Annotated in this window: 5 protein-coding genes; all 5 read right to left on the bottom strand. The window is 40.6% G+C overall.

Annotated features, from left to right (window positions below):
• Window positions 1-56: 56 nt before the first annotated feature.
• Window positions 57-1,004: an ester cyclase gene (locus CAN34_RS13410; protein WP_089556068.1), complete on the bottom strand. Its 948-nt coding sequence runs from the start codon at window positions 1,002-1,004 to the stop codon at window positions 57-59.
• A gap of 61 nt (window positions 1,005-1,065) precedes the next feature.
• On the bottom strand, window positions 1,066-2,124 hold the full coding sequence (locus tag CAN34_RS13415; RefSeq protein ID WP_089556069.1) for an ester cyclase: 1,059 nt from the start codon (window positions 2,122-2,124) through the stop codon (window positions 1,066-1,068).
• A gap of 128 nt (window positions 2,125-2,252) precedes the next feature.
• Entirely contained in the window at window positions 2,253-2,795 is a 543-nt protein-coding gene (locus CAN34_RS13420; protein ID WP_089556070.1) for an ester cyclase, read from the bottom strand.
• A 95-nt stretch (window positions 2,796-2,890) separates the two neighbouring features.
• Window positions 2,891-3,595, bottom strand: coding sequence for an RraA family protein (locus CAN34_RS13425; RefSeq protein ID WP_089556071.1), 705 nt, complete (start codon window positions 3,593-3,595; stop codon window positions 2,891-2,893).
• Window positions 3,596-3,688: 93 nt separating this feature from the next.
• A partial coding sequence (locus tag CAN34_RS14300) for an alpha/beta fold hydrolase (protein ID WP_165767662.1) occupies window positions 3,689-4,163 on the bottom strand: 475 nt, incomplete at its 5' end.

Raw genomic sequence — 4,163 nt, forward strand, 5'->3', positions numbered from 1 at the left:
TAGTGTTATAACTATAATTTAAATGCATGCACTGGCAAGATTTTCTAGCGGCCAACCTATTTTTCAGCCAGTAAAATCTGCTGCCAAATCGCCACCTCATCATACATTACATATTCGCGGCGTAGTCCCCAAGGCCCAAACTCAGCATGGCAGGCTCCCATGATATGTACATCTGCGCCAGTTGGTTGTCCAAAATGTCCATAACCTTCATGCTTTCCAGTTAATGACCATCGTATCGCTGCACGAGGTGACATAAGTTTATCTTCTCGTCCAATCTGATGGTGAATCTTAAATTCAGCATTAGGAAATGACGAACGCAATCCTAGCCAAAAAGCATCTACATCACCATGTGATATACCTGAAACACCACCTGGATACTCGCCCAAACAACAACGATCGTACTCATGTGGGATTAGAGCAAACTCTGCATTCATTAAGCGAGTTAGAATATCAGCGTATTTTTCACCCCATAAGTTATCGTTACCGCGACCTAAATAAGGACCATCTTGATCAATATCTGGGGTAAACGGTGATTTGATAATACCAGCTTTCTCTTGCAGCTCAATAACTTCTTGAGCCCTGTCTTTAGGTGTTTGCCCCATTTGGCGAGCGATTGCCCCTTGATCTCTTATCAGCCACTCATCGTCAATCTGGTTGTTTTTTGCATGACAGTCAGCAATGACTCGAAAGCGAAGCTTTTGACCCGTTTCAATATGCGTAGCAGTGGTGATTATACGGTGTGAAGACAGCATGCCAGTCTCTGGCGTACCGCTCCAAATGACATCTTCACCAAGCAAGGTACGGTTAGGAAACTCTGCTAATACATTCATGGTGGCATTTATCACGCCTTGATTTCCGAAGTCTATACCTAACGGCGTTCTAACAACAATATCAGGGGCATAATAGTCATGTAGGGTGTGTAAGCCACGTTTTTCCCAAATTTCATTAGTAATTTTTAATATATAATCTGGAAAATCGCTGAACTTTTCATCGAATCCTTTCATAAATCTCTCTTTATTTAAAGTAAGTATTAGGGCGTGTTGAACATTCACAAATAGATTAAGTTTATTTGTCAAATTGACGATAGCGCGCCTTATTAAATTCGCGCATTCGAGCAAGGACATCTACGCCAACTTGTTTATAAGCATGTAAAATATCCACAAGTACCCAGTTCTCACGAATTAAGCCATCCTCACAACGCCAAAAGTCTAAGCTACGAAGCGTTATTTCTTGTCCTGCAGGGGCAATACCAAGCCATCCATCGTTAGACACGGTCATTGACATTCCGGGCCAAGCTGTGAATGCGACATAGTCCCCTTCAGCAAACAAATAACCATTATCTTCAATAGTTTTACGGTTTGGCATAGCATTTAAGAACGGGATTTGATGCCAGTTGCGAAAACCTGCAATACCTCGACAGGCACCAATACCAGAAGGTCCATACCAACTACAACGAGGATGCCAATATTTTTCTAACTTCATGGCCGAGACACCACCTGTAGAAGACTCGCCTAAACTATTCAACATATCAAGTACCAATTGCTGGCTACGCTGACTGTGCTCAACAGGATAATCTTTTCCTACTAGGTTTCCATCAAGGGTAGCAGGTGCTGATGTGATACCTTCACGTCCAAGGCTTTTTACCATTGGCCATGCATCCGCTTGGTGCATCACTTCAGGTATATCCCAGAGTGCTTGCATTTCAACAATTTTGCCATTTTCAAAGCGATAAAACTCATGAAAACGCATGGTAACTTGATGTCCTGTTGGAGGAATATCAAGCCAGCTTTCCATAAATGTACCTGTGTAATAGCCTGCACAACCTACCCAGTCGGTATTACTATTATCATTCCCAGCCATGCTGCTACCACTATTGCCAGCCATCACAATAAAGGTACGGCGCTCTAGATCTGGGATCGCTTGTTTTAATCGCTCAAACCCTTCAGTGAATAAAGCTTCACGGTTTTTTAAGGTTTCTAATGGGTAAGATAACTGAATGACAGCAGACTCAGCAAAGATGTCATCTATTAAAGACCTCACTTTTTCACTATCATAATTGTATAGTGCTTGGTTAAACCTCTCAATTTGATACTTATTTTGTTGTTCGGCTGTCTTTTTTATCATCTGCTTTCCCTTGCGTTATTCCTTAAATATTAATAATTAAAAACCTAACAAGCGCTAAGTTAAATAATCATAACTACACCTACAAGAATACTTCTAGATAAAGCTTTGATTAATCACACTTGAGCAATTTATTTCATTACCTTAGGCGTATGGGCTAAATCACCTGATTTAGTGTCAAACTTTTCCCAACCATGACCATTAAAAGGATCAACACCCAGCTGCATCATAATAGAAGGAAAATCTACCATTACGTAGTTATCGACGATCTTTCCATCTTCTACTTTCCAAAAATCCATATAGCGAATAATAATTTTTTTGCCTGTGGGTTCTATACCCATAAATTCACCGCTGTGAACTGCTTCTTGACGACCAAATGCTGCACACCACTCGCCTTGGGTTAACCTTGCTTCATCAATACAAACTTTCTCAGAGAATGCCTGCTGAAATGGGCGCTGCCAACCATCTTGAAACTCTTCTAAGCCTTCTTTATAACCACATCCTGCATTACCCATCCAGCGAAAACTTTCGGCAAAAAATCTTCCCATATTGTCAATATCGTGATCGTTCAAACCGTCAACCATGGCATCAATCACACCTATGGTTTCATCTGTTTTACTAAGATCATTATCTTTTGTTAGTATGCCTTGCTCTGGACGTTTTGATATTGTCATAGTATTTCTCTCTATTAAATTAATATATAAAGGTCTTTTTAAGCTTTAGCGTTGGCTTTTAAATATTAATTGTTATGCATTAATTAAGATAAAATTTAAACTCTTGCTTCTTCAAACGCTTGCCATGCTTTCTCAAAAGCTGCAAAGTCAAAGCCTTCTTGTTTTGCAGGGGTTAGGATGATTTTTTCGCTATTCAATAGTTTGTTAATGGCTGATTCTAATTTATCAATAATATTTTCAGGAATAACTACGGCGCCATGGCGGTCAGCATGTACTAAGTCTCCTGCCTCCACCGTCATACCCATAATATCGACTGTCGTATTGATTTCTTTAACATGGACAAAGCCATGACTAGGACCGACAAAAGTGGCAATAACGGTAAAGTCTTCTGGCATGTCACCCAAATCACGCATCACGCCATTTGTTAATGCCCCATTCATCCCAAATGCCTTATGTACCGTCGTATTAATTTCACCCCAATACGCACCAATACAGTTTGGATAATCGACATCTTCGACTACTGCGACTGATGGCATACCACCTTTTGCACCGTCTGACATAGCACGATAATAATCCATACGTCTGGCGCGAATAACCTCTTTTGGTTCTGTAGATTCTGCAATAGCACTGATTTTTGCTGTAACTGCATAACCTACAACTGGTCTTGAATCAGGATCGGATGACAACATGTTTCCACGTGTAAAACTATCAAAGCCTCGCTTGCCCTGAGCAACTTCAATAGCATTACATACCGTCGGCGTATCAACGGATTGCAACAGCTTAAGTAAGGTATTATTCATAAATCTATCCTCTCATTTCCATATGAGTTAAGCGACAAGCCAATTCCAGCTAGATAGCCAGTTTCACACTCGCTGCTTTTGTTAAAGCGTAAGTTACGTAAATAACCAACTTTCCAACGCAAAATTGGTCTGCTCTGGTGATTGTAATGTTGGTAAATGTCCCGCACCCTTAATAATCTGTAAGTCTGCATGGGGTATTAAAGATTTCATTAAAGTATGGCGTTCCACTGGACAAAGCTGATCATTCTCACCACATAAAATTAAAGTCGGCACATTAGCGTCAACTTTTTTTAGCGTTTCTTGCTGGTCGTACCTATCACGTAGAGCAAGGCTTTGGTTGATATAAGCCTCTGTCCCTGATGACTGAGACATCGTGTTGCAAAGCTCAATTATGTCTAGGTTGTTCTTAGTTGATAGAATTTCATCAGGTGAAAAATATTTAGGGATCGTATTCGCCATCACCTCAGCCAATCCATGCTGTTGCACACTAGCCATTAACGGCTCACGACTTTGCTTAACTTCCTCCGCTTCTGCTTTTGGATTTGTGTCAAGTAAAGCGAGTTTGGCA

It is taken from the genome of Psychrobacter sp. DAB_AL32B (assembly GCF_002224105.1).
GTDB lineage: Bacteria > Pseudomonadota > Gammaproteobacteria > Pseudomonadales > Moraxellaceae > Psychrobacter.